Origin of the sequence: Bacillus sp. FSL M7-1020, from assembly GCF_038050415.1 — a bacterium.
Lineage (GTDB): Bacteria > Bacillota > Bacilli > Bacillales > Bacillaceae_G > Bacillus_A > Bacillus_A toyonensis.
On record NZ_JBBOTW010000005.1, the window covers coordinates 21,850 to 47,223 of the forward strand.

Here is a 25,374-nt window from a genome sequence, read left to right on the forward strand (position 1 = left end):
TTTTGTTTTTTTACTTTTTATTTTTCGGTTCACCAAACCATTCATGCATTGCGTCAATCGATACAAGCCAAGACCTTTGATCCCGTTTATATATGCGGTTTGGATCACGCGGCGGTTCAAAATATTTAATCAAACCGCGTTCAATCATACTATCAATTTGTTCTTCTTTTGCTAAAGATGGTTTTACTTTGTTTTTTACTGTTTCATAGGGTATTCCCCATCTTATAGCCGCTTCTTGAAGAAACATATACTTATCAATTTCCTTCATTAACAAATCCCTTTCTAAATCTATAAATATTTTTATATGAACCTCCTTTCAATTAAAATTTAACCTATATAGGTTAAAAAGGCAAGTGTTTTCCTATTCTTTCTTTCGAATTTTTTCGACAAATAAAAAAGCCCTATCAGGGGCTCGGTAAGAATTCATTCTTTTTTGAGCTACTCACTAGATGACAGTTATTCTGTTTTCATGTCAACATTACTTCTCAGTCATCGGATTTTTTAATCCTTTGCAAAGATTCTATTCCAAGTTGCCAATCACTTTTTTCCATTACTTTTTCATAGGTTCCTTCTTTTAATTTTTCTGTTAGAGCTAGAATATCGGTCAAAATGCTGTGTAACTGTTGCACTTGTCCTTGAAGGCGTTTAATTTCACTTTGTTCGATAGGTGTTAAACGCTCTTCTTTTTTCCATTTGGAAAGCTGTTCTTCAAATATCCATACAAATTCAAGTTGTTCTGTGTAAACATGGATGGTGCGCTGTATGGTTGTATCATTCAACACATGGGGTTTATTGCAGGCTTCTAAAAGACTTACATATTGTTCCTTAGCATCTGTAAATTGACCATCGATTAGGTTTGTAATGATAGGCAGGTTTTGGATAGGTTGCCAATTTGGTTGATTCTCCATATATATACCCAGTCCTTTCATATAAAGTTGTTTTGCCCAAATCCCCGAAATGGGGGAATTAACTTAATCTATTAGAAATCTATACACCGTGTCAAAAAAGTACACTTTTTGACACGGCTGAAAAACTGGACTTTTTTATTTCAAAAATACAACTTAATAATATTTGAAACATGTCGAAAAACATTAATTTCAAAAAGGTATTATTTTAACTCATCATTCAAAGGTACAATCACTTCATCTAATGCCTTTCTCCACTGACGCTTCATTTCTGGTCCATATTTTAATGGTTTTGCATCTGGATGTACAACCTTATATTTATCAAATTGCTTGCTATTGATAATTCTACTGATATTTGGAATAGGGTCTGTCCCTATCACGTATTGAATCGCGGATGAATGCAGTTCTCCTTCTTCCACAAACCATGTATTCGCAAATTTCTCAATCTCTTTATTATAGAATTCCGTGAAAAAGCGTCGTTTCACTACAAGAATATCTTCACCTGAATCTATTAGTTTGGTATCAATCGCGTTTAAAATCACACGGTACACATTTTTAACAATTTCAGATTTCTTCAGTTTTTGAAGTGTTTTTTCAATTTCGTCCCGGATATTCTTATTATTGGCTGAGTACGTTCCTAATAATCTATCAATATAGGTTGAGTCAATATCATAGATCTTTATTGCATTTTCTCCATAGAATTCAATGTCTGAGAAATCCGGAGTTGGTCCATCTTGGCCCCCTTCATCTACTAGCGAACCCTTAACTGTGTTGTATACACCAATATATTCCTCCAATGTCTTTACCTGTTCTTGAAGTACTTTTGATTTCTCCATATCATCGTTGTATTCATTATATGTGACTAAAGCTTCGTAGGCATTATTTAGCTCTTGAAAAACTTTCACAAATTCAATCCGATTTTCAAGTGGAGAGTGTTCATTAATATCGGTTGGATTCGGCACTAGAGTTTGTAATGATTTGTGAGCCTTTTTAAAGCGTTTTTTCGATTCATCATAAGTTGGATAAACAAGCTCAGATTCTTCCTGTGCTTCAGAATATAACTTAGTCGCATCCTTTACATGTTGTTCCATTGTCGAAGGTTTTCGGAATGTCACAATCAATCCCTTTTTCTTTCCTGGATAGGTACGATTAGTTCGAGAAAAGGCTTGGATCAAATTGGCATAACTTAAATTTCGATCCACAAATAATGTTTGAATCGTTGGTGCATCAAATCCAGTCAATAAGCGATCTACAACAATGATTAAATCAATTTGCTTTCCAAACTCTTTGAACTCACCCTTTTTACGAGCCAAGCGGTTGTTGATGTCGCCATTATACCGTTCAATATCCTCTATCGACCATGCAGTGTGATAATAATCGTTATAGTCCTTAATAATTTCTTTCAGCTCATCTTGAATTTCTTTGGAATTATCTTCGTTTTCTTGTATCGAATAGGTAATAGCAATCCGTGGGAAATCTGGATCTTCAATCGTACGCCCCATTCGAATCGGATGTCCAGCAAATTCCTTTGCCAACCATTCGGGATCTTTGGTCATTTCTTTAATTGCCTGGTAATAGCGTTTCGCCATATCAATGGAACTTGTTGTTAAAATGGCAGACTTTTGAGGACGACCGTTTTGGAAATCAAATTTTGTATAGGCATTATCTGGTCGGAAAATCTTATGTATGACTTTTTGAATATGGGTATCATCTTCGAAAGAAGATGGTTCAAGATATGCTTCCTTTTCCTTTCCATCCATTTGATCGATCATGTCATTTATTTCATCATCACCAAGATTGGCATATTTTTCATTTTGACGCAGTTTCCTAAAAATATGATTGTTTAATGATGTTGGCTCAATCGTATCTTCATGCTCTACTTGAAACCCTAAAACAGCCCCATCTTCTAACGCATTTTTAATTGTATAGGTGTGTAAGACCTCTCCGTATTGGTCACGAGTGGTGCGAGCTAATTGGCCCTTTGCTTGTTTTTTATTTTCATTAAATATTGGTGTTCCTGTAAAACCAAACCACGTAGAGTTTGGAAAGAATCCCTTAATTACTTCCATCCCTTCTGCACTTAATGCACGATGGCATTCATCCACAACAAAGACAATATGTTGACCCAATAGTTTCTTAAAACGCTGGGTGCCTTTTTGTTCCTCTAGTCTTTGAGAATAGCGCAAGGCAGCTTCTAATTTTTGACGAGTGGTAATAACCACCGTATTAGAATTGGCATCAGATAGTAGGGTATTACTTAATTCTTTCGCACTTCCGGTTCCAACAATCAAACTATTAGACTTAGCATTACCAGAAGAAATACCGGTATTAAACTCGGAAGCAAATTTGGTGAATTCAGTTGTAGTTTGATTATCTAAGTCTTTCCGGTCAATCAACATAATTGTACGATCCACACCTGTTTTGCGAGCTAATAACTTCGTAGAAACAAAACTTGTCAGCGTTTTTCCTGAACCAGTCGCATGCCAAACATATCCTGATTCATGCTTCATAGCAGATGTAAATAAGGCTTCAATCGCATGAATTTGATAAGGGTGTAACACCATTAAGGCTTTATTGTCTTGGTCCTCACTAACAATCGTATAATTGGCAATCAAGCGATGTGCATCTGGAATGTTTAAAACTTGTTTCACAAATTCATAGAGATTTTCTACTTTTCGATTGTCCGTTGTACGCCAGCTAAAGATAAATTTCTTATGCATGTCTTTTGGCATCGCATTGGCAAAATAGCGAGTCGTTTGTTGGTTGGAAATGACAAATAACTGAAGAGTTGAAAAGATATTATTTCTAAACATCCCTTCTTCTGCGTATTTCTTGATTTGATTATAGGCTTGGAATACACCGTCTTTGGCATAGACCTGTTTTAATTCAATTTGAACAATTGGAAGACCATTAATTAAAAGTGTCACGTCAAATCGGCGATCACGATCATCAACGTTTGCCTTTTTTTTCGCAATCTGATGAACGATTTCGTAAGTAGAGATTCCGCCACCAATGTCTTGGTTGGAATACAACACCAACGACAATGAACCTAGAGAAACCTCTTCACGTTCAATTGTGATACGAGAGATTCCATTCTCCCCCTTAAGCCATCTAGCAGCATCAAAGGGTGTCTTTGTTTTCGATAGTAATTCTGTTTTAATCGTGTCAAATTCTTTATCAGAAATGGGATGTTCCCCAATTTCTGATAAGTTATTTTGTGTGATTATTTTACGTAAGTTCTTCCATAGGTCTTCTTCTGATTTTAAATCCGGACGATAATTCCACTGATTATGTCCTTCCCCTAATACTTCAATCAGGCGACGTTCCACTTCAGCTTCATCATTATGTGGTATCTTTGTCATGTTTCTTCCCTCTCCCTATATTGCTTAGACAAACATTTTTTGTAAGAATGCTTTTTTCGTTTCTATTAAGGCATCTAATTCACGCTGATGAAGAGAAATAGTGTCGTCTAGTTGTTTGAAAAATGAGCCGATTTTTTGTTGTTCATCAATTAACGGAAGAGACGATAATATTTTTTTAAACTCTGTTTTACTTATCATTGGTTGAACTCCTGGTGTAGTTCGAATCACTATTTGATTTTTAATATTTTCAGTGTTTAACATATAATAAATAAAAGAATTATCATTTTTTGAACTTCTCAGTAATACGGCATTAGATGATAGTGTCATAGGTTTATTTAATTTTGGGACTTGAAAAAACTTCCCTATAGTTCCTCTATCAGACATTAGAATATCATTTTCGTAAACCGTTGATTTTTTTAAAAAATCAAACCCTTTTTTATCCGTATATAGCCAAGGCCCTTTCCAATTATTACTTGCATCTTGCAACCGAATCATATATGCATAGTTTTCTTGAGTATAAAGTTTCACGTTATCCTTTAATGCCTGAAAACTTCCGTTTGATACGAAATCAGTATGCACATCAAAAATCTCTCCAAACTTACGCTGTTCCCAATCTCCAGTAAATCCTGGGAACCGAATCTCAGGCACGGACTCCCCTTCTTTTGGAAACATTTTTTGCAAGAATCCCTGTTTTGTTTGTTTGAGGGTGGTTAGTTCTTGCTGATAAAGAGCAATAGTGTCGTCTAATTGTTTAAAGAAGTTCCCGATTTTGGTTTGTTCTTCAATTGAAGGAATCGGAATAGGCATTTCACGAAATATAGAATCTTTGATCGCAAACCTGTCTGATCGTGCACCGGAATCTCCATTCAATTTCATGAATAAATGCCAACTATTTGATGAGAAGTATTTTTCTAAATATGTCTTATCAACGTCATGCGTACGGAAAACATAATAAAGAGGAGACATTACGCCAGTTCTTCCTAACTTATTTCTCTTAATTGGACCTACCGGAGCAAGATTAGAAATCCTTGGATTGTAAACAAAATCATCTGGATGAACGACATAATAACCATCTAAATTCTTTTTATTTGAAATATCCTTATCAAAAAAATCACGTTGATTGATGATTCCAAGCTCTGCTGAATTTGTCAGGGTTTCAGAATAGATATTATCTTTATTTTTCTCAGTTACTTTTTCTGAAATCTCACCTAACTTGCACTGTCCCCACTCTTCGATAAATCCCGCAAATCGCACCCAGGGCATATTATTTTTTTTCACGATTAAACACCTCTAATGCACCCTTGATCCATTCAGCGTTTTCTTCATCATATTGTAGCGAAGAAATCATGTCATATAGACTGGATTCTAGTTCTGCTTTTTCTTTTCTAATGTCCTTGATAGTTGAGCCCACTGCTACCATATCAACAGGCGCTTCTTCTTCAAAGGTATCTACGTATCGAGGAATGTTCAAATTGAAATCATTCTCTTTGATTTCATCAAAGGTAGCGACGTGAGCATATTTCTCCACATCTTCTCGCTTCTTATACGTTTCGACAATCTTATCAATGTTTTCTTTAGAGAGTTTATTTTGGTTCTTTCCTTTTATAAACTCATTACTTGCATCAATAAATAACACATCTCGAGTGGTACGATTCTTCTTCAAGATGATGACTGTTGTTGGAATGGATGTCCCAAAGAATAAGTTTGCTGGCATACCAATAACAGCATCAATACTGCCATCTTCTAGTAATTTCTTACGAATCACACCTTCTGCAGCTCCACGGAACAGTACCCCATGCGGTAAAACGATTGCCATTGATCCCGAATCTTTCAAATGATAGAATCCATGTAAAAGAAAAGCAAAGTCTGCTTTTGATTTTGGTGCTAATTTCCCGTATCGATTGAAACGAGAATCATCTAAGAACGTATCATCTGAAGACCAATTAGCTGAGTAAGGTGGATTCATTAGGACAGAATCAAAGGTATAAGGCTCATCTGTCGGCCAATCTTTATTCAATGTATCCCCATTGCGTAAACGCATATCTTCTTTATCAACACCATGCAAAATCAAGTTCATCTTCGCTAGATTATAGGTCGTTGTATTTAGTTCTTGTCCATGATACTTTACACTATCTGGATGGTTAATATAGTTTCGAATATTCAACATCAAGGAACCTGATCCCATGGTTGGGTCAAATACGCTAAACAATTTTTTGTCTTCTTGACCCATTGCCGCAATACGAGCCATCATGTCAGATACTTCATGAGGTGTATAGAATTCTCCAGCTTTCTTACCAGCTTCTGAGGCAAATTGACTAATCAAGAACTCATAGGCATCCCCAATGACATCGCCATTATGTCCTAGCACATCGACATCATTTAGTTTCTTCAATACTTCCGTAATGGTAATGTTTCGTTGTTGATCATCTGATCCCAGCTTTTTTGATTTTAAATCCACATCATCAAACAATCCATTAAATTGATCATATTTTGTAGACAAATCAATAAAAGCTTTATTCAAGTCATTCAACTGAAACGTGTTTTGTTTAGCTTGATTGGTTAATACATTGAATAAATACTTTGGTTCAATATCATAGCCCAATGTATCCACTAACGTTTCAATCAAGTCATTTTTTATATCTTCATCTGCTAATAAATCTCTATACAACCCCGTTTGTTCTTCTTGTGTGCTGTATTCTTCTAACGATTCATCTGCTATTTCAACTACTTTTTCTAATAACTTATCAGATAAGTACTTGTAAAAGATCAATCCTAATAAGTAGTTCTTGTATTCTGATGCATCCATTTTGCTTCGCAAATTGTCTGCGGCACTAAATAATTTTGAGTTTAAATCAGCCATGTTGCGTTCCTCGCTTTTTCCATTATTGGTCTAATTACTTGAATACTTCTAAAGAAAAATACTTTTCAAGTTCTTCTTGTTTCTTTGCCAAAGCTTGACACTTTCTCAAAAAGAAATAAGCTTTTCCAAGTTAGTATCAGGTAGTTTAATTTCCTGTTTAATCGTGTAAATTGTATTTCTTGATAATCCCGTTTTACGATGAATATCCATTACACTTACATTTTTGTTTAAACACCTTACTACTTCATCATAAATCACTTTATCTCTTCCAGTTGCTTCTTTGTGATATTTCTTTTTACCACCCCGAAACTTCCCTTGTTTCTTTGCAATTTCTATTCCTTCCCTCTGGGCGGTCTTAATACGTGTTCTTTCCTCTTCCACCATCCATGATAACAGTGTAAGCACAAGATCAGAAACTAACTGACCTACTCCCTCTAGCTCTTTGTATTTTCGTGTATCTAAAATTGGCATATTTAATAAAACGATATCAATTTCCTCTTCGATAAGGGCCTCCCATTCATCCTTTATTTCTTGTTTATTTCGGCCAAATCGACTTAAATCATGCACAACCAATACATCACCAAATCGCATTTTTGAACGCATCTCTTTATATACCGGTCGCTCAAAATCCTTCCCGGATTGCTTCTCTTCATATATTCGATCGCAACCATATTCTTTTAATTCCTGTAATTGCCTGGATAGGTTTTGAGTTTTGGAGCTAACCCTCGCATATCCAAAAATCAAATTCCTCACCTCTATTCAATAAACAAGTCTGTTTGAACATTTTTATATACCTATATTACTAAACTTTGGTTTGTTTGAACAGGGTGTACCCCAATAGGACAAAACCTAACACTCCCCCATCAAAATAAAAACCCCCTAAATAGGAGGTTCATAAATTAAATTTAAATCTTAGAATCCACTTCAGAAGTATCTACATCTTCACCAAATAAATCTACTAATTTTTCTTTTGCTTGCTTTTTAACATCTTGATCTATATACATTACAACTTGCATTAATGCTACACCTAATCCTCCTAAATCATCCGCATAACCAACAACCGGTGTGAAATCCGGGATTAAATCTAAGGGTAAAATAAAATAACCTAGAGCCCCAATAATAATACCCTTAGTTTTCATTGGAACAGTATCTTTCTGAAGAACATAATACAATAGTAAAACTGTATATACAGCTTGAGTTCCTGCCTTTTTAGTATACTTCTTTACTTTCTCCCAAAACTGATTATCAGAATAATGCCTACTAGAACGAGTCATTTCTTTTTCTAACTGTTCTTTGGAATAATCCATAATAATCCCCCCAATCTATGATTAGTATATAATGAATCAGACATTCTATAAACAGTAGTCCAAATAATAACAGGTTTAAGCAGACGTACCCTGGTACAGTTTTAAAAATCAAAGTAAAGTTTAAGGGGTAAGACAAGAATTACTTCTTTTTTGACCCATTCACGAAAAACAATAGTGATTTGAGTTATTAATGGATTTCTACGTCACTTTTTCTTTTCGTTAACTGATGGATTGACGGGAATCTTTTATACCAATCTCATTAAAAATGACGTATACGACATCTTCTATGTCTTTTTTCCCCCTGTGGCTCCAAAAGTAACGAATTCTTGCCGTACCCGTATCAAGATAGGACTTTTTTACCTTCCAATATTTCGTTTGAAATTCCTGTAATGAAATTTATAAAGTAATCTGGTTCTAATCCAGAAGTATCCCAGTCTATTTGCTCTCTTTCAACCGAATTTTGTTCATCTGGATAAACACGCCATATATTCTGTTTCACTTTTGAATCTATCCATAAATCATCGTAGTTACTCATTAAAGAATCAAATACAAAATGAACTTTTCGCTTTCTAAGGTCTTTTTTAGGAAAGACCCCATAATTCACTAATAGCACATATGGGACATATTTTAGTGTTAACCCCTTATAAGCCCATATATTTCTTTCATCTGCTTTTTCTATCATTTCTTTAAACTCTTTTTTATATAAAAATGCTTCATTTCCTTTTTGATTGCCTTTCATAATCTCTTTGCATTTTTGATAAATTGGCCATAAATTAGCAACTACTTCTCTTTTGATCTTCTTTGCATTTTCTTCATCTTTTTCTGTAGGATGAAGGTGTTCATACTTTTTACGTCCATCTTTTATAGTAGGACAATTAGAATGCTTGTAATGTGCGAAATGATCTTGTCTATTTGGTGTAGCGTCAGCTCTTACATATACAGGCGTATTGCATACTTCACATGATGCGTCTTGATCTGGATATTTTATTTTCCATTTAGACACGTGAATTTCTTCATTTGTTTCTGGATCAATAACATAATATCCCATGATACTTCCCCCTTATTTCCCTGCTTATATTTTCCTTTATTTTACCATTTAAAGTAAGATATTTCCCCGTATCTATTAAGTTTAAGTTTTCATATCCCACTTTATTAGGGGTATCATAGAAATAGATTTTAATTTCATCAAGGAGGATTTACTATGTAATATCAACTATGGCTTAAAGAAAACTTGAAAAATATAGCTGAAACAAAAGGTTTTTCTCTTGTTAATGGAAGAACTCATATAAATTCAGAAAAAGACACTCTAATAGAAATACCTAATCTGGATGAATTCCTAGATTTTCATGTACATGTAGAAAATAAATTACTATTTTATTCTTATTCCTATGATCCTAAAGAGAATTATATTATTCCTGATGAGTACCATCAAAGGTATGAAAAGGAAATCCAAGAACAAGTAAGTAGAAAAATTTATGAATATAATAAAATAATAGATGAAATTAATTTTGATATGCCTTCAGCTGTATTCATGTATTATATAAAAGAAGGATTTTTATTTTTCAACGTTACAGAAAGAGAAGAAATTGCCAACCTCTTTGAATATGAAGATATGGTGGATGTAATTCTTGAAGAAGTAGTGCAAGAAACTCCAGAAGAAAAGTTAGAAGAGATTAAGAGTCAACGTAAGAATAAAATTGACAAACAAGTAAACGAATTAAAAGAACGTATTTTTGCAGATCCAAAATTTAAGAATGCTACGAATGCTTCACTGAGAAGGGTTTATTCATCTCAATTTTTCGAAGATAATCGAGAGTATGTAGAATTATTGCGTCATGCTGACTATTTTCATCAAAACATTTTTATAGAGGACATATGGAGAGAGTTCAAACAAATGGGATTACATAAATAATAGAGTAACACCATATACCGATTAAACTAAGATTTTAAAATACACTCTAAACGAAAATTCTTTGTTTTTATACCACCAAAGTTCATTATTATTTTTGGGGACAACCTATTCTGTTAGTTTTATAATCATGGTTATGTACTCCTGTTTTTAAAGATACAGATGCATTTTAAATGCATCTGTATTTTCTATTTTACAACAATTTTCACTTTAGCACCGTCTGGTAATTTCTCCACTTTATTACCTATATACGAGCCAGCGCCACGATTATCAGCTGGTTTTATGTGCCTAATATCAGCACCTTTTCCACCTTCCTTGCAAATGGCCATAGGGTATTCATCCCGATCATATCCTTTTTTCGTTGGAACATTTGCTAAAGACTGTTTTCTCCTTTCAGCGGCTCCATCCCGATCAATTGTACAAATATCTGTCTTGCCATTTGCAATCGCATCTTTAATATGTGCCGCTGTTTCTGGATACTTATTTGAAGGAAACTCTATAACTTGTGCAACATCTTGTGAACCACTTGTTTGTTTTGCATGATTTGAATTTTGAATTGCTGAACATCCCGAAAATAATAACCCTATCACTAAAAAACTACTTACAAATCCTTTAAAATTCATTATGTTCCCCCTTATGAAAACCTTAATTGAATTCACTAAACACATAATCATAAAATGCATCTGCAACATTCTCCACAAGCTGATAAGAAACATACTTCTCCAATGCCTTCATTAACATGGGTTTTTCATCTTTAAAATTAATCGTGTAATCCATTAAAAAACTCCAATTCCAGGATGGAATTGCAATCAAACAACTATGTTTCATAACATGTTCGCAAAAATAAACCGTTGGTGATCCGCATTGCTTTAATACTTCAAACTCAACACACTTCATTTGTTATCCTCCCTCACTCTATAGTGTGAAATCTTCCATTGTTTTACGGATTTCATCAGCTTCTACACCAATGTATTGTAGTGTTTGACCTTGCGTCGCATGGCCAAATAGTTTCATCAAATAGTACACATCTTTCTTTCTCTGGTAATAGTGATATCCAAACGTTTTTCGCATACTATGTGTTCCCCATTGTTCTGAATCAATACCGCAAGCCTCGGCCGCCTTATGCAAGAAAGTATGTGCCATTTGTCTTGTAATTGGTTTATCTCCTTGACGACTTGGAAAAAGCCAATCAGAATCAGCACGATTACTTGTGTATTTCGCAATTTCTTGTTGTAAGACTGAATTGAAATACACTTCTACCGTTGTATCTGTTTTTTCCATTTTAATTTTCATGACATCTTTTCCACGAACATCTTTTACACGTAATCGTAAAATGTCACTGATACGTAAACCTGTATTAATTCCAAAGTAAAATAAAAAGTAATTTCGATATGAGGAATTTTGTAATAACCAATCTTTCATTTGTTCAATTTTTTCTAATGAACGAATCGGCTCTTTTGCTCCAGGTTTTCGTCCTCCTTTCACCATAAAACACGACCTCCTAATACGATGCTGTTATCTATAATATGTAAAACTTACTTTAACTATAACTTTATTTTGTTAAACTGACAATATTTTTCTTTTCATTTTATAGCGAAAAAAACCAGTAATACCATAGAAAAACGCATGATATCACTGGTTCTTGTGAGTTTAACATTTTGTATCTTTTGTAAAACTCATCTTTCGAATAAAAATCCCTTCACAATCTGTGAAGGGGATCAGTATACATTCTTAACTTAGTTTAATACTTTGGGTAAACACATGTAAATATATCTTATGTTAGTCTTAAACTGATATAGAGGGTAGTAATACTTTAAGATAGGCTAGTATTTAAATACATCTTATATTCTTTTCAGCTTCTGTATGGCTCATGCCAAACCGAATTTAAATACATCTTATGTTGGTATTAAACCGCCTTTTCATCTTGAATTATGCGATGAGCATAAAAATTTAAATACATCTTATGTTAGTGTCAAATCATGCATTAAAGCTATGTTTTGTTTTACCATTAGTAATTTAAATACATCTTATGCTACTGTTAAACAATCACAAGTTAGGTGGTTACTAGAGCGTAGCGAAAGGAATTTAAGGAGTATTTAAATACATCTTGTGTTAGTGTTAAACAAATTAATCTACAAAAACACTTTGCGCACTCTCCCCAATTTAAATACATCTTATGTTAGTACTAAACTTTAATCGGGTTTTTAATTGGTTCAACGGCCAAAGATTTAAATACATCTTATGTTAGTACTGAACATACATGTCTAAATTAATCACAGAACACCTCAGAATATTTAATACATCTTATGTTAGTACTAAACCCCGATAAAATAAAGATAGATACTTTAACAGATACGAAAAATAACCTGGTAAGATGAACATTAAACATTATTTTACCAACAACTAGATGTATCGTGTAACGGTTTTTGTGTTACACCCTTCAGAGCATGAAAAATGCCCACGCATCAATGTTTATTTACATTCGATACTACCTTACGGAGTATTGGCACTTGGTAAATTTCTTATGTGCTACTTCTCCATTTATGGCGTGTAAATCCACCAAATTATTTAATATGAACTCAATTATCTACATTAATCCAGGTATCCTAACTCTTCTATATACTCTTCCATACATTTTTTTGAATGTAATTTGCTTTGTACCGCTAATTGTTTATTTATAATATTTTCGATGTCATAAGTAGCAATGTTTTTGGCCGCATTATAATCAGCATGTGTTTTATATCCACACTGCTTACATTCAAAAACCGCTTGTGTACAACGATTTTCTTTACAAATATATCCGCATTGACTACATCGTTGACTCGTATATGCGGAAGCAACTTTAATAACTTCAATTCCATGAACCTCAGCTTGATTCTTGATTTTCTCCTGCAAATCAAAATACGTCCAATCTTTAAGAACCTTATCATTTTTTGATATGCCTTTTAAAAGTTCTATTTGAATACGCCCGCAGTTATGTTTTAGGCACTGTTTTATTATATAGTTTGCATATTTATGGTTAGTGCTATTTCGAAACTTAGCTATTTTATTACTTAACACGTCTATTGGCTGTAACCGTTTTGCCCTACCTTTTCCCGTTCTACTATTACTACAATAATTACTTTGTTTCAGTAAATTGATACGTCTCTGTCGAATTTTTTCATTAAATGCTTTAATTTCATCACTTTTAATATTGCTACGAATAAACCCTTCATTAAACGCAAAGTAAACTGTATTTATTCCACCCATATCAATTCCCATGATTAATTCTTTATCAAAATTATTTTCTTTTATAGCATTGAATTTATAAGTAATTGATAAATACCACTTATTTTTGTATTTATGAATCATACATGCGCCTTTGCTGTATGTTTGATTCATTAATCGGTCTAAAATAATTTTCATGCTTTTTTGTTTTTTGGTAGCTAACTTTACAAAAATCTTCCCTTTTGGGACATCGCTATTTTCCTTATGAAAATCTCGTGAAAAAAGAGATATCCCAGCAATATAATCTCCATTCTTCTCTTTTTTTATGTCTACAGAATTATTATGGAGATCAATTGGTATGCGATTTCGAAAAGAAGGAATTGACATTTCACCTTTTCTAATTTCATTTCTTCTACTCTTCCATGTTTTTATAATTTTTTGAAGAGTGGTAGACATGTTTCCTTTATGTATATCTGGATATTTACTTTGTAATGTATGGTATATATAACCGTCAATTTTCTTCTGTGTACACCCATACAAATCTTGGACAGTAGGGTATGTCCCTATTGCTTTAAAGTAGTCAAAAGATAAAGCATCAAACTCCCATAATTGTTGAATAGTTCGATTACTTATCGTTCTGACCTGATATGTTAAGTTTCGTAAATGCTTTTCAAATATTGTCCAATCGACATTCATTGGACATAAAATTTGATATTTCATTATCTTAATTGTTACTCCCAAAATGTCACCTCTTCATGTTCCTGATGTCACCATCCTAACCAAATCAGCAAAAATTATACTACTAGTTACATTTGTGCTAATTTGAAACAGTAACAGAGGAATTCCGATTAAAGATCAAAAATTGAAACCAAATATTATTCAATAGATATATAATTATTATTGAAGAGTAATCTGTAGGTCACAGGTACATGTCAAAAAAGGAAAGTACTCATTTAAAGTGCTTTCCTCTCCTTCTTATTATCACAATGGAGGCTTCACTATGAAAGAACATAAGGAACAGAAATCATATTATATAAGAGAATACACGTTAAGGGATAAAAGCACTAAATCCATTAAGGTTGAACCCTGGCGCTCTTTTAAAGAGGAAATGAGGGTGCTTGGTATTACGGATAATGACATTTTTCAAATTCAACTAATTGAAAGGGTTCCACCGAAATACGTGTAAAAACAGACTATAGCCTTACTTTTATTTCTGAACTAATTACGATTCAATTTTTCATTTATTATTTTTTACTAATCTTAATGCTTTGCTTTCATCATCAATTTTTTAAATTCTATAAAATTACGGTATACTAACAATAAAAAGAACAGGAGACGGAGAATATGATCGATTGGAGTTCAATTAATCCACGTCATTTCGAAAAGTTCATTTTCCATGTATTAGGAAGAAAGGGATTTCGAAACAGAGAGTGGTTTGGAAGAGGCGGCGGAGATAAAGGACGAGATGTTGTTGCAAAATATTATGTCGAATTACCTTTTAATCTAGGGTTTGAACAAACCTGGATATTCCAATGTAAACGTGAAAAACGTATGCCACAACAATCAGAAGTATTTAATGAAATTGTGAAGGCAAAACAGCACCATCCAGATGGGTGGGTATTAGTTACTCCACATAATCCTACATCAAACTTTTATGATTTTTTACATAGCCTCGAACAAAATATGGGATTTAAATTAGTAGTATTTACCTTGGCAGAATTAGAAGAAATTGTGCGAGATCATACAGAATTAAAATATGTCCTACTTCACGGACATTTACCAGAAGAAGGAGAGGAAGCTAATGTATAAATTAGAATATGATTATGATGATCGTATTATTTATAAAGTAGAAAATGAACACAAAGAAAAAATGGATTTTGAATATCCAAGTGAACCAATTGTATCCCCAAATGGACAAAATACGGTATTCATCGATCCATTAGAATGGGAAGCTTTAGGTTCTTTATATATGTTTAATAACATTATTGGAGAATTTACAACATTAATCCAACCCGAAGAAAACTTCATTCCAAAATTTGTGAAATGGCTCGATCACGAAACGCTCGGAGTAATCATTGGCTTTGGGCACGGAACTGTAGCAATCGGAGGAAATTTGTTTACATATAACCTAACAAGTAAAGAAAAAACGCAAATTACTTCATATGATTTTAATGTACAAATTACAAGCTTCGATATTTTAACGGAAAACAGAATTAAATGCAAAGGTATTAAATACACAGATGAATCTTTAAACCAATTCATTGAATTTGAAGAAGTGATTCAATTATAAAAAGGTGCCATATGGCATCTTTTTATTTTTTAGGTATTTCAAATTGTGTTGCATTGAGTTCTGGTTAAATTTTTAAAATTTCATTAATAAGGTATAATATAGATTTTAATTGTTTAGTGGAGGAGAAATTATGGAACGAGTCGATGTGGTCTATGCACTTATTTATGATGATACAAATAGAAAAATCCTTATGGTTGGAAACAAACGTGAAAATGGTAGTGAATGGAGCCTACCAGGAGGAGCAAGAGAAAGTGGGGAAACATTGGAACAGGCTGTTATCCGTGAGACATTTGAAGAAACAGGATTAACAGTTGAAATTAAAGATATATTTGCTATTAATGAAAAGTTTTTTCCACATGCACATGCTGTAATTTTCACCTTTGTAGCTAGAATAGTAGGCGGAGAAATCTCTATTCAAGATCAAAATGAAATTACTGAAATTAGTTGGATAGACCTAAAAGAAGCTGAAAAAATTATGTTTTACTTTCCTAATGGCGTTCAAAAATTATTAGAAAAAGGAGTAGTAGCTCCTTATTATTTTCAAACTAAGTAAAACAAAAAGAGCAATTACATAACTTATAACACTTAAAAAGCTAATTCATGCATGGATACAAAGAATTAGCTTTTTAATGTCTATTTTTCTTAGCGTGCTTTTTTCCGAAATGTTGGCGAGGCCCCAAGTAGTGAGGGTTAGTAAATACCGATTTCTTGTGGTACTAAGTGTGCAAAAGCTGGAACCCCTGATTCACGTCCTTTTGTTGCAGAGAGTTCTATAATTTGTTGAAGGTGCTCAATGCTGTCTATAGAAAGTAAACCTTTAATATCATCAAAATGTGTTTTTGATTTTAATCTGTGTAACAATGGAATGCTAGGATTCGAGAACCGCGTGAACGCAGAGGTTATAGGATACCAGCCAAAACGTGGTGCATTGTTTTCATTTTGTAAAATTTGTATATTATGAATGTAGTATAATAAAAAGTCTGCTTCTATCAGGCTTTCCCATGAATACTCAGTAGAACTACATGAATTTCTGATTAAGTCACCATGAACGCTAACACGACTCAATGACAGTCGATTATTCCGTGCCTCTAAGCTTTCTAAATAAAAATAAAATAGTTCATATCCTCCATCCTTTAGTTCTCCAAGATGACTGCCTTGTACAAAATATCTGTGATGGAGAATTTCAGTTAGTCTCTTATACATTTGTCTAGAGATTAATACGGCTGCTGTATATAAAAATAATTCATGAATCAAGTATTTATAATGATCAAATTGTATGGTATAAAATGACCCCGAATACCCAACCGGAAGATTTGAAAAAGGATAAATGCTTTCGAAAAAGTTTGTTATGATTTTGGGATCAAATAATGATTCATCAACACATAACTGTTCTATGAATTGAATATAGTTATCTCTTAAAGGAACCATCTCATGTATTAAATTAGTAATCTTTTCATCAAATGGTTCCTTTAATTCCTCATATGTAAGTTTAAAGGCCTCTAAATCCTGTATAAAGGCTTGTTTATAATCACGGCATAAGCCTTTTACTCTATTTGGATGACGAACAATGGCATCACGTATAGAAGATAAGACACCACTTACTTTAAATTTCGTTTTTTTTTCATCAAATAAATATGCGGGTGGAGAACCTAATTTTGGTTTTCTCAGTAGTGGTTGTTCATATAATAGGCGAAGCAATGATTCATATCCCTCTTCAAAGTTCATATGCAAATCAATATAAATAAGACCTTTCATATGGACAGGAATATAATCTTTTTCATTCTCATCACGTTCAAGTATGACAGGGATAAACTTTTCCTGTTTGACTTTTGTATATACCTCTGGTCCTATAATCTGTGTCTCTGTGCCAACTCCACCATTATAAGATGATGCTCTTTCTGCATAAGATTTATTACACAATACTAAAACTTTATCAATTGTTGAATCAGTTACCATACTTTCCATAAAAGCAAACATATTGTGACCAGGTTTTAAATCCCATACATCAATTACAACTTCAATACCGTTTTCTGTAAGTCGGTTTGCTAATGAAATAACTTTTTCTTTATAATCGGGTGATGTCCAAGAATATGAAATAAACACTTTAGGCGGTCTTGAGCCAAATTCTTTATTTTGTTCCATTTGTATTCTCCTATCTTTGGGTCAATATAATACTTGTAAAAAAATCTATTCGCTTTTTATATTTTGTTGATATGAATATTCTATCATAGCTACTTATGTGGCTTTAAAATAAAGTTAAGACTTTCATAATGAATCTTAATAAAATCAACTCTTTAGTGATCTTTGGGGGCATCAGGGGTTATACGGATTTACAACATTAAGCAAAAAACTTAACGAAAGCTTTAGTTGAATTAATTGAAAAGTTATGCCATTCGCCAATTCATACAAAATGCTATCCAATCTAAACTTTTAGAACGCCATTTCAGCTCATTTTTTATCCAAACAAAGGAACTCATGCTCCATTTTTTAAAAATTTCTCTCCACCGTCACATAATAATAGCCACATAGACTCAAGTACATATACCTGTATTATGAAAAAACATTGTCATTTCAACATTTTTTAGCATTTTCATCTCAAAAAAATTTAAGCTATTCCGCTCCTCAGAACCGTAACTTAATACCCTATTACAATTAGTATTTTAATGTCAATATTACCCCATAAAATAATAAAAAGCCTTGCTATAGAAACAAGACTTTCCACTTCTATTTTTGTTCGATTGCATACCGACTATCTTCGGAAACACATAAACTTGCCGTATTCACTTTTATACTACATTTTCCTAATCGCCGCTTTACTTCCAATTGTAATTTCTCATTTGCTTCCTCTAAAGAACTTGCTGGAATAATCGTAGATTGTGAGTCTGTTACCTTGCCACTATACATCACTGAAAAATTCAATTCATATTGATGTATCAAGATTTCTCCACCCCTTTTCTCCTTGATTTCCTCACAGATCATTCTTATTTGTCGCTTGCTCTTGTAGTTTTTGAAGATGGGTACGCATTTGTGGTACATACCAGCTTTTTCTCAATCGAATGATTGCAATGCCTACAATTAAAATCAAAAAGGCTTGTAGTAAAATATCTTGTGTTTCCCATAACGTACACAAATACAGAAGACTTCCCGAACAAAAATAATACATGGCCAACAACAAATTTATATTTGCGATTATGAATTGTTTCTTTACAATCGCGGCTATTCCTGCCAAAACAAGCGTACAAACTCCTATACTTAGCAAAATATATGCAATAACCTTAAAAAAAATCATCCTCACACCCCTTTTTCTCTAAAAATCTATTTAAACCACTTAAAACACCGAATAAAAGACGAAACCTCATTCAATACCAAATGTATTAATAACTAATTTAAAATTAATTACAGACGAATTTGAAGCGTCATTTTTTCTGAAAGGGAAACTTTTTATGTTGAAAATCATATATACTTTGTTTTCCAACACATCCAATTGAAAACCCTGTAAAAAAAGTTGCACCTATGATTTTTAATCCCCATTGCCATGTGTTTTCCTGTAAAAAATGATGCGAAACATAGAGACATACCCCTGTACAAATAATGATCCAGATTCCATATTCATCATATTTTCTCTGTTCTAACTTTTGTTCCTGGAACGGATATACCTGGATAAATAAAAAGGCTATCAGCAAAACTGACAGCCCAATTCCCAATACGATCATTTTTTATCGCCCCATTTCCACTCGATTACACCTCTTTATAGCGCTTCTGTAACAATTGCTGTACACGTGCCGCATACATTTTAAAATAGGGAATGTTTTGCGCGGCAACCTTTCCAAAGTCCATTTGCATTAATGTTTCTTCTAACAGTTTGAACTCAAATTCTAGGAATTTATCATGTTGTTTCTGAATTGAATGCGGGATATTATGCAAGGCATCCGCAATTTCTCGCACATATTTCACACTGGATTCATCTTGCTCTGAATAGGAAAATACATTTCGAATCAATACAAACGTTTCTTGCAATATTTCATACCCGATATGATGCAATACATTTTGATTCACCAACTCCCCTCATTCCTTTCTCTATGGTCCTTCAATTCCTGTATTGATCTGGAACTCATAATTTTCTACAAACCACTTGTCACCTTCTAACAATAAATTCAATTTCATGGTATGTTTTTCTTGTTGTTCTGTTCCATCAACCGTTACAAGATAATCATATTTAACTGTTACATCCGCTTTATTATCAGCGGTTTTGATATAGTACATATCTGTTATCTTTGCTTTCGTTTGAATATGCATAGAGCCATCATCTTCTATATGTTTATGTTCATCCTCTGGCGCGTTTAATAATTTGTTTCGTGCTTCTCCTGTTATCATTTCTTTGATTTTCTCAAACCCCGGCTTTTCTTTTTGTTTATTATCATTCTGTATTAACAGCTCTACAAACTGTTTCGCTACTTCTTGCCCTTTATCTTGGGTATTTTCTGTTAAAACTGTTACACGCTTTTCCAATGCTCGATTCTCTGTTTTTAGCTCTTTTACTTGTTCCATCCATTTCTTTTCTGTCTGCTCAACTTTATGCTGTAAGGTGCGATTTTGATTCCATAACCATACACTGATACCCACTAGTACAACTATGATTAAACCAACGATTCCCTGTTTCATCCCTAATCCTCCCTTTCTTTCCGCTTATTTCGGCAAATAAGGTGCTGGGTCGACTTGACCAAACGTCAAAGATGTTTTGATCTCAAAGTGAAGATGTGGCCCTGTTACTTGCCCTGTTCTTCCGCAAACACCTACCTGTTGACCGACTCCAATGTTTTGACCTTCCTGTACAGTAATGGACGACATATGACCGTATAAACTCCAATATCCATTCCCATGATTGATTACAACTACGTTTCCATATCCGCCAAACCCCGAACCGGAAGCGCCAAATTTCGCCCACTCTACAACGCCACCTTTCGACGCGGCAATTGGTGTGACACCGTCTTGGCAAGAATAATCAATACCTTTATGAATAGTGCCCCAGCGTGGCCCAAATGGGCTTGTAATCGTTGTTTGAGCGATAGGACGAATAAACCCTTGTGAGCTTGCTGATCCAGTATCTACAACGCCGCCTGGCTTTCCCGCTTCACAATTAAAAGTAAGGCCGCCCATTTGCGTAACAAACTTTGTTACTAATACAGGCCATAAACCATTTGTACCATGCGGATCATTTGCGGCGCCTGGTGGTGCGTATTTAGCGCCTATTGCTTCTATAGTTGTAATCCCCATACCGATATAGTTTTTATATAAGTTTCGGGCCATAGCGTTGATTCCTTCATCTAAGGTGGCAAATTTCATGAACCCTTTCATTTGTGAACTACTAGGGTCCATGAGGCCACCAGGGTTGTTATAGTTCTTTACTGCATTAGAAGTACCATTACCCGTTTCCAATCTTGCAATGGCCGCTAATAAAACGGGATCGATTTGGTTTTGTGTTCCTGCATTTAAAAAGGCTTGTGCTTTCCCTGTAAAAACGCCTCCTAAATGGGGCTGTAATTCTTCTGGTGCCACTGTTTTTCCACCTGGACGACAGACCGTCATTCCATTACTTGGGATGGTTGCTGGTGCTTCCTCTTCTTTTTTGCCAATCCCTTGCCCCAAAACAATAAATAAAAGAAATCCAATACAGACGAACAATCCTATTGTGAAAGTAGAACTCCCAAAAAGAAATGTCAGTAACCAGGATTTCTTTTTCTTCTTCTTTTTTTGTTCTTGTGCAATATCTTCTTGTATCGTTTTGTCTACGACTTCTTTTATTTCTGGTCTCATATCATCCCTCCCCCCTTACAACATGCATCAAGATTGATTAGAATATTTTCGAACAATCAGCCCATATGTAAGGGCTAAAAGAATGGGTATAATCGCTAAAACATGAAATAGTAACGTTAAAACAGTAGATTGCTGGTCTTGTATAAAATGTAGTAATCCAAAATGACCAATTCCTACAAACCAAATGAAAAAGGCTAGTTTTGCCCCACCATCAATACGAAAATGCGTCTCTTGATGGATGACTCGAATAGTAAGAAAAATGAGCGTATACCAGATGAGGCCCCCTAAACCAATCCATCCTAATAAATCTATTGGCCAATTGCCTTTAATAAAAAGAATGATTATGTTCATCCATCCCAAACACCCAATACAAAGAAAAATACTGGTACTCACCATTTTCATACAAATTAATCCCCAGTGCTTCATATCTATATCTCTCCCTTTTTATGAAAAGATAGTAAAGTCCTAAAAATCTAGGACTCTACTCATCTTTTTTTGGTGGCTCCAAATCATCTAAGTTATCTAAGTTTTGCGGATCAGTAGAAGGCATCCAATTTTCACTTCCAGCGGCTACAGCTCCATATTGTATATCTGGCGTATCGATCGTTACCGCTTTTTCTTGAATCGGCTCATTTTTGCTTACTTCTTTCTCATTTACTTGTGCCAAATCAGAAGTGGAAACGGATTCCGTTGGGATAAATGAGTCAGAAGAGTTTGACACTTGTACAGTTGACTCGACATCTATATCAGGTTTTTTAGCGACAATTTGCCCCGCTTCATTCACTTCTGCACGAATAGCATCTGGAATATCTGCACTTGTTGTTTCTGGTGTATGAGGTACAATGACACCTTCTTCATTTACATCTGCACGAATTGTATCTGGTATTAAAGGTTCATTTGCCTCTGTTTCAATTGGCGTTGAAATTTCTTGTTGTGGAATATGTGTTAAAGTTTCCTGTTCTGGTTGTATTTCTTCTCTTGAAATATCCATCGGAATTTCTTCTGTTGGGATGTCTTGTTGTGGGATATCGGATGGGATTTCTTCATATGCTTCATGATCTGTTGAAACTTCCTCTAATGGAAGTTCTTGTGTTGGTACTTCTGTTTGAATCTCTTCATATGCCTCCATATCGCTTGAAACTTCTTCTAGTGGTATTTCTTGTTCTGGTACTTCTGTCTGGATTTCTTCATATGCCTCCATACCACTTGAAACTTCTTCTAGTGGTATTTCTTGCTCTGTTACTTCTGGCTGTACCTCTTCATATACTTCTATATCAGTCGGAATGTCTTCTAATGGCACCTCTTGTTCTGGTACTTCTGGTTGAATTTCTTCATATCCCTCTATATCAGCTGGTATTTCTTCCCCTGTCGGAATTTCCTCATTCTCTAAAGATACAAGTTCTGGTTGAACATCCATTTCTGATTCTTCTACCTCTGTTCCTTCTTGTTGTCCTTCTACTTCTTGTTCTAATGCTTCTTTATCTAAGCTGATAAGGTCTTGTTGCACTGGCGCCTCTTCCTCACCTGGTAACGTTTGTTCTTTTCCTTCCTCTCCTTGCTGTGGTAAATTCCCATCTTTATCACGATCCTGTAAGGAAATAAGGTTTCCTTTCTTTTGATTCTCTTCTTTTTCTTGTTCCGCTTGATTATTCGGTAAATCATTCGGTATATTTGCTTGCACTAACGGGTTGGCTTTTGCCTTTTCGTCGTCTGTCCCTGCATTTTCTAACTGGCCGCCTGCCGCCGCTAATTCAGCCGCGCTGTTAAAATGTGCTCCCATTTTATCTCCAATATAAGACATTGTATTTCCAGCGTACTCTTTTCCTTTATCTACAAAGTTTTCAGTCATAAGAGATATATTTGTGACTGTCTCATACACGCCACGTGCTCGACTAAAGGCCGCAACAATATTTCCTCTAAACAGGTAGCAGAGAACAAAAACAAGAATTTGGAAAATCATTGTAGACACATACCCTGCAACGCCCGCTTCTGGTAATACGTATAATAGTTCTGCTATCGTAAAAATGATAACAAGCATAACTGACATAAAGATTTTTAATGCCAATGGGCGAATCCATTGTGAAGCCCAGCTTTCAATGACTCTACGATGTCCTGGCAATAGAGCCACCGCCATGACGATTGGTGAGATAATACTCATGACAAGGAACCATAATTGGAATGCTACAATCAGTAAACAAAACGCGATTACTGGAACACCTGCGAATGTATTCACCACATAATACATAACTGTAAATACAAGGCGCTCTCCTACAGAAGAAATCACCATCATTTGGTTTCCATCATCTGTTATTTCTTTTCTAACCAAATCATCACGCTCTTTACCTGGTGCTTTCGCTAATAATCCATCTACTCTTTTAGTTCCTATTTTTTCTTTTGAATCTTCTCCATACTGTAAAAATAAATATGGTCGTTCAACTAACAAATCCCAAATCTGCTTTTTCACTGAAAAGATTGCATCCGCTTTGGAACGTCCTGGATCACCCGCAACCGTTCCCGTCGCTTTCGCTAATACTGTTACACTAATTTCAGAACTAATCGTATTTGCACTCTTTAAAATTGTACTTGCGTTTCCAATGTACGTAACAATAAAAGCAATAACAAGTACCGTTTTCACTAATTCACTTAAACCTTTTGATGGTTGGCGCTTAATAAAGAAGATATAGCCTGCGTAACAAGCTGATAACACACATGCAATGCCGATAATTGCTGGGAATAGCCCAGAAGATAAAAAGCCGCCTTTTTCAATACCAGCAATATTTTGCATAGCCGCTCCTAATTTATCCGCTACCGCATCTACAATGTCCAGGTTCAACGCTTGATCGACTAAAAAGATTGTTAATTGGCCGAGAATCACATTTAACTGAAAGGCCATATTTCCAAACCATTGACAGGTTGTATATAACATTCTTTGCAGGTCTTTTCCAACACTATCATCACCGAACAAATACCCACCAACTTTTTGAAACACGTTTTTATCGTCTTCTTTCGGCTGGTACGTATCTATTTCGTAATACTTATCTTTGTAAATCCCATCTGTGTACCCACTAAATAGATTTTCAGAAATTCGTGCCCCTTTTTGTTCCTGTTTTTCTTCCTTTTTTGTATCTTCCGCTAGGGCCACATGAGGCCCTAACGGTAGTAAAAAGAATACAAGAATCATACAAATAGAGAAAAGTTTTTTCATTCCTTTTGCCCCCATTTATGAACATGAACTGGCTCTATACTTCCCACAATAGACTCTAAAGTATTATGACCATCCCAGTTCCATTCGTAATTTTTCCATTTCCTGTCCTTTTCATCTTTTACTACTTTCAATTTCATTCCCATCTGTGCATTTTCTACAGGATCAAAATATTTCACACGATAGTAATACTCATTTTCTCCTTCTTTTAAGTCAAACCGATACAGGTCATATCGCTCTTTCATTCCCTTACTAGCACCTGGATGTTTAATTCGATCTTCTCCAAAATCAAATTTTTTGTATTGTAATTCATTCAATTTTTTTCGATCCATTTCAATATAGGCTCTTACATAGTCCATCGCGGCTTTATCCGCTTCTTTCATATCACGTTCTTTCTGATTCTCTTGTTGGTTTGCATTACTTTTCGTTTCATTTGAGCAACCTGCAACACCTGTTACCATCAACATTCCTGCTACACATAATCCAGATAACATACGTAATTTTTTCATTGTTCCATC

At 34.4% G+C, this 25,374-nt stretch carries 27 protein-coding genes; 5 read left to right on the forward strand and 22 right to left on the reverse strand.

Annotated elements, in window-relative coordinates:
- Positions 1-10: 10 nt before the first annotated feature.
- From MHB70_RS30530 to MHB70_RS30565, 8 genes are all read right to left on the reverse strand, one after another.
- Entirely contained in the window at positions 11-268 is a 258-nt protein-coding gene (locus MHB70_RS30530) for a hypothetical protein (RefSeq protein ID WP_000658305.1), read from the reverse strand.
- Between the two features lie 217 nt (positions 269-485).
- Positions 486-908, reverse strand: a complete 423-nt coding sequence (locus MHB70_RS30535) for a hypothetical protein (protein ID WP_341343734.1) — start codon at positions 906-908, stop codon at positions 486-488.
- Positions 909-1,108: 200 nt separating this feature from the next.
- Positions 1,109-4,267 (reverse strand): type I restriction endonuclease subunit R, encoded by a 3,159-nt coding sequence (locus MHB70_RS30540; protein WP_341343735.1) that lies wholly within the window; start codon positions 4,265-4,267, stop codon positions 1,109-1,111.
- A gap of 24 nt (positions 4,268-4,291) precedes the next feature.
- Entirely contained in the window at positions 4,292-5,545 is a 1,254-nt protein-coding gene (locus tag MHB70_RS30545) for a restriction endonuclease subunit S (RefSeq protein WP_341343736.1), read from the reverse strand.
- Positions 5,532-7,127, reverse strand: a complete 1,596-nt coding sequence (locus tag MHB70_RS30550) for a type I restriction-modification system subunit M (protein WP_341343737.1) — start codon at positions 7,125-7,127, stop codon at positions 5,532-5,534. Before MHB70_RS30550 ends, MHB70_RS30545 begins: the two co-directional genes overlap by 14 nt.
- Positions 7,128-7,232: 105 nt before the next feature.
- Positions 7,233-7,871, reverse strand: a complete 639-nt coding sequence (locus MHB70_RS30555; protein WP_341343738.1) for a recombinase family protein — start codon at positions 7,869-7,871, stop codon at positions 7,233-7,235.
- A 161-nt stretch (positions 7,872-8,032) separates the two neighbouring features.
- Positions 8,033-8,434: a YkvA family protein gene (locus MHB70_RS30560; protein WP_000386590.1), complete on the reverse strand. Its 402-nt coding sequence runs from the start codon at positions 8,432-8,434 to the stop codon at positions 8,033-8,035.
- Positions 8,435-8,774: 340 nt separating this feature from the next.
- A complete protein-coding gene (locus tag MHB70_RS30565) occupies positions 8,775-9,482 on the reverse strand; it encodes a hypothetical protein (RefSeq protein WP_205190590.1) in 708 nt (235 codons plus the stop codon).
- Positions 9,483-9,665: 183 nt separating this feature from the next.
- Between MHB70_RS30565 and MHB70_RS30570 the strand changes: the two genes are divergently transcribed.
- A complete protein-coding gene (locus MHB70_RS30570; protein ID WP_225913372.1) occupies positions 9,666-10,346 on the forward strand; it encodes a hypothetical protein in 681 nt (226 codons plus the stop codon).
- A gap of 185 nt (positions 10,347-10,531) precedes the next feature.
- Here MHB70_RS30570 and MHB70_RS30575 read toward each other — a convergent pair whose 3' ends face one another.
- The 4 genes from MHB70_RS30575 to MHB70_RS30590 all read right to left on the reverse strand — a co-directional run bounded on the left by MHB70_RS30575 (position 10,532) and on the right by MHB70_RS30590 (position 14,291).
- Positions 10,532-10,966 (reverse strand): NucA/NucB deoxyribonuclease domain-containing protein, encoded by a 435-nt coding sequence (locus MHB70_RS30575; RefSeq protein ID WP_205190591.1) that lies wholly within the window; start codon positions 10,964-10,966, stop codon positions 10,532-10,534.
- 22 nt (positions 10,967-10,988) lie between these two features.
- Positions 10,989-11,240, reverse strand: coding sequence for a YueH family protein (locus MHB70_RS30580; protein WP_000650389.1), 252 nt, complete (start codon positions 11,238-11,240; stop codon positions 10,989-10,991).
- A gap of 18 nt (positions 11,241-11,258) precedes the next feature.
- The gene (locus MHB70_RS30585; protein ID WP_097842827.1) at positions 11,259-11,831 is read right to left on the reverse strand and encodes a tyrosine-type recombinase/integrase; all 573 of its coding nucleotides are present in this window, start codon (positions 11,829-11,831) and stop codon (positions 11,259-11,261) included.
- Between the two features lie 1,104 nt (positions 11,832-12,935).
- Entirely contained in the window at positions 12,936-14,291 is a 1,356-nt protein-coding gene (locus MHB70_RS30590) for an RNA-guided endonuclease TnpB family protein (RefSeq protein WP_097980151.1), read from the reverse strand.
- A gap of 259 nt (positions 14,292-14,550) precedes the next feature.
- Between MHB70_RS30590 and MHB70_RS30595 the strand changes: the two genes are divergently transcribed.
- The 4 genes from MHB70_RS30595 (at position 14,551) to MHB70_RS30610 (ending at position 16,393) form a co-directional block, all read left to right on the forward strand.
- Positions 14,551-14,736: a hypothetical protein gene (locus tag MHB70_RS30595; RefSeq protein ID WP_073541869.1), complete on the forward strand. Its 186-nt coding sequence runs from the start codon at positions 14,551-14,553 to the stop codon at positions 14,734-14,736.
- Between the two features lie 158 nt (positions 14,737-14,894).
- Complete coding sequence (locus MHB70_RS30600) at positions 14,895-15,359, forward strand: restriction endonuclease (protein WP_073541870.1); 465 nt, start codon at positions 14,895-14,897, stop codon at positions 15,357-15,359.
- A complete protein-coding gene (locus MHB70_RS30605) occupies positions 15,352-15,840 on the forward strand; it encodes a DUF4652 domain-containing protein (RefSeq protein ID WP_239695319.1) in 489 nt (162 codons plus the stop codon). Before MHB70_RS30600 ends, MHB70_RS30605 begins: the two co-directional genes overlap by 8 nt.
- A 130-nt stretch (positions 15,841-15,970) precedes the next feature.
- On the forward strand, positions 15,971-16,393 hold the full coding sequence (locus MHB70_RS30610) for an NUDIX domain-containing protein (RefSeq protein ID WP_073541871.1): 423 nt from the start codon (positions 15,971-15,973) through the stop codon (positions 16,391-16,393).
- 137 nt (positions 16,394-16,530) lie between these two features.
- Here MHB70_RS30610 and MHB70_RS30615 read toward each other — a convergent pair whose 3' ends face one another.
- The 10 genes from MHB70_RS30615 to MHB70_RS30660 form a co-directional block, all read right to left on the reverse strand.
- Positions 16,531-17,982: a toll/interleukin-1 receptor domain-containing protein gene (locus MHB70_RS30615; protein WP_341343739.1), complete on the reverse strand. Its 1,452-nt coding sequence runs from the start codon at positions 17,980-17,982 to the stop codon at positions 16,531-16,533.
- A 582-nt stretch (positions 17,983-18,564) separates the two neighbouring features.
- Positions 18,565-18,777, reverse strand: a complete 213-nt coding sequence (locus MHB70_RS30620) for a hypothetical protein (protein WP_341343740.1) — start codon at positions 18,775-18,777, stop codon at positions 18,565-18,567.
- A 31-nt stretch (positions 18,778-18,808) separates the two neighbouring features.
- On the reverse strand, positions 18,809-19,129 hold the full coding sequence (locus MHB70_RS30625; RefSeq protein WP_088024389.1) for a hypothetical protein: 321 nt from the start codon (positions 19,127-19,129) through the stop codon (positions 18,809-18,811).
- 127 nt (positions 19,130-19,256) lie between these two features.
- Complete coding sequence (locus MHB70_RS30630) at positions 19,257-19,553, reverse strand: hypothetical protein (RefSeq protein WP_000636253.1); 297 nt, start codon at positions 19,551-19,553, stop codon at positions 19,257-19,259.
- A gap of 25 nt (positions 19,554-19,578) precedes the next feature.
- A complete protein-coding gene (locus tag MHB70_RS30635) occupies positions 19,579-19,896 on the reverse strand; it encodes a hypothetical protein (RefSeq protein ID WP_341343741.1) in 318 nt (105 codons plus the stop codon).
- A gap of 21 nt (positions 19,897-19,917) precedes the next feature.
- Entirely contained in the window at positions 19,918-20,502 is a 585-nt protein-coding gene (locus tag MHB70_RS30640; protein ID WP_341343742.1) for a hypothetical protein, read from the reverse strand.
- 24 nt (positions 20,503-20,526) lie between these two features.
- Complete coding sequence (locus tag MHB70_RS30645; protein WP_341343743.1) at positions 20,527-21,654, reverse strand: peptidoglycan DD-metalloendopeptidase family protein; 1,128 nt, start codon at positions 21,652-21,654, stop codon at positions 20,527-20,529.
- A 27-nt stretch (positions 21,655-21,681) separates the two neighbouring features.
- On the reverse strand, positions 21,682-22,080 hold the full coding sequence (locus MHB70_RS30650; protein ID WP_341343744.1) for a hypothetical protein: 399 nt from the start codon (positions 22,078-22,080) through the stop codon (positions 21,682-21,684).
- Positions 22,081-22,135: 55 nt separating this feature from the next.
- Positions 22,136-24,859, reverse strand: coding sequence for a CD3337/EF1877 family mobilome membrane protein (locus MHB70_RS30655; RefSeq protein WP_341343745.1), 2,724 nt, complete (start codon positions 24,857-24,859; stop codon positions 22,136-22,138).
- Positions 24,856-25,365 carry a hypothetical protein gene (locus MHB70_RS30660; RefSeq protein WP_098162193.1) on the reverse strand — a complete coding sequence of 170 codons (510 nt, stop codon included), beginning with the start codon at positions 25,363-25,365 and terminating at the stop codon, positions 24,856-24,858. The genes MHB70_RS30655 and MHB70_RS30660 overlap by 4 nt, the downstream gene beginning before the upstream one ends.
- Positions 25,366-25,374 lie beyond the last annotated feature (9 nt).